2 protein-coding genes are annotated in these 1,398 nt (G+C 71.3%); one reads left to right on the top strand and one right to left on the bottom strand.

Going from position 1 to position 1,398, the window contains the following annotated elements; translation table 11 throughout:
- Nucleotides 1-539: E3 binding domain-containing protein (locus DEIPI_RS38900; RefSeq protein WP_245588509.1), on the bottom strand; the 539-nt coding region annotated here is incomplete at its 3' end.
- A gap of 277 nt (nt 540-816) precedes the next feature.
- Between DEIPI_RS38900 and DEIPI_RS0103990 the strand changes: the two genes are divergently transcribed.
- Nucleotides 817-1,398 (top strand): Glu/Leu/Phe/Val dehydrogenase dimerization domain-containing protein (locus DEIPI_RS0103990; protein WP_027480931.1); only part of this gene is annotated, 582 nt, incomplete at its 3' end.

Here is a 1,398-nt window from a genome sequence, read left to right as displayed (position 1 = left end):
TACAGGCTCGACAGGAGGCCGCCCGCGATGCCGGTGCTGGCGGGCGCGGCGGGCTCCACGTGCGCGCTCGTGGCGGGCGCGGACAGGTCGAGGTCGCCGAAGTCGTCGTCGGCGGTGGCGGCGGCGGGGACGTTCTCCTCGACCAGGGCGGGCTCGTCGAGGGCGGGTTCGGCCATGACGGGCGCGGCGGCCTGCGGGGTCTCCTCCTCGTCGAGTTCGAGTTCGAACTCGTCGATGTCGTCCTGCGGGACGGGCGCGGCGTCGGCCCGGGCGCTCGCGATGAACTCGGTGATGTCGCTCTCGACGCCGGCGGCGGCGAGGGCCTGGGTGTTCATGCTGAGGCTGGCGACGTCGCCCTCCCAGTCGGGCGGGGGCAGGTCGACGGGCGTGGAGGGCAGTTCCTCCTCGCCGAACATGAGGCGCGTCAGGTAGTTCAGGATGTCGGCCTCGACGATCTGGCCGCCCTCTCCCGTTCCCCGGATCTTGCGCCAGTCGATTCCGTTCTGCTCGGCCAGATCCCTGGCCTGCGGTGCGATCATTTCCACGTGGTCCCCTTTCGACGTCCCGGGCCGCCCGGTGGCGGCCGTCTACCCTCAAGCTTCGAGAGCAATTCTAGAACACGCTCTCATGTTTACGTGCACTGCCCGCATTGTAGTTGAACGACCTCTTACATGTTTCTGACAAGCCATGAACGTGAAAAAACCGCGCGTGGCCGGGCTCGTGGTAGGCTTCCCTGCGACACGCGCAGCGCGCGCGCACGGAGACGCCAGATGCCACACACCCACGTCCATCACGCCCGCCCCGAAGGAGGAGTCCGTGCAGCTCTTCGATGAGATCACCGCGCGCGGGCACGAGCAGGTCACGCTGGTCCAGCACGCGCCGAGCGGCCTGCGCGCCGTCCTCGCGCTGCACAGCACCGTCCTCGGCCCCGCCATCGCGGGCTGCCGCCTCATGCCCTCCTACGACGAGGAACGCGCCCTCAAGGACGCCCTCGCGCTGAGCGAGTCGCTCACCCTCAAGGCGGCCCTCGCGGGCCTCAACCTCGGCGGGGGCGCGTGCATCGTGCTGCCCTCCGAGGGCCTCGACGACGAACCCCACGCGCGCGAGGCGCTCTTCCGCGCCGTCGGGCGGCAGGTGCGGCTCCTCGGCGGGCGGCTCGTCCTCACGGAGGACGTCGGCGTCGGCGCGCAGGACATCGCCTTCGCCGCGCAGGAGACGACCTTCACGCTCGGCATGAACACCGACACGCCCGCCGTCACCGCGTACGGCGTGTACCGGGGCATCAAGGCCGCCGCGAAGCACCACCTCGGCGGGGAGAGCATGCGCGGCGTGCGCGTCGCGATCCTCGGGACGGGCAGCGTGGGCCGCGCCCTCGCCGGGCACCTGCTGCGCGAGGGC

This window comes from Deinococcus pimensis DSM 21231 (genome assembly GCF_000519345.1).
GTDB lineage: Bacteria > Deinococcota > Deinococci > Deinococcales > Deinococcaceae > Deinococcus_A > Deinococcus_A pimensis.
This window is presented reverse-complemented; position numbering and strand designations above follow the sequence as displayed.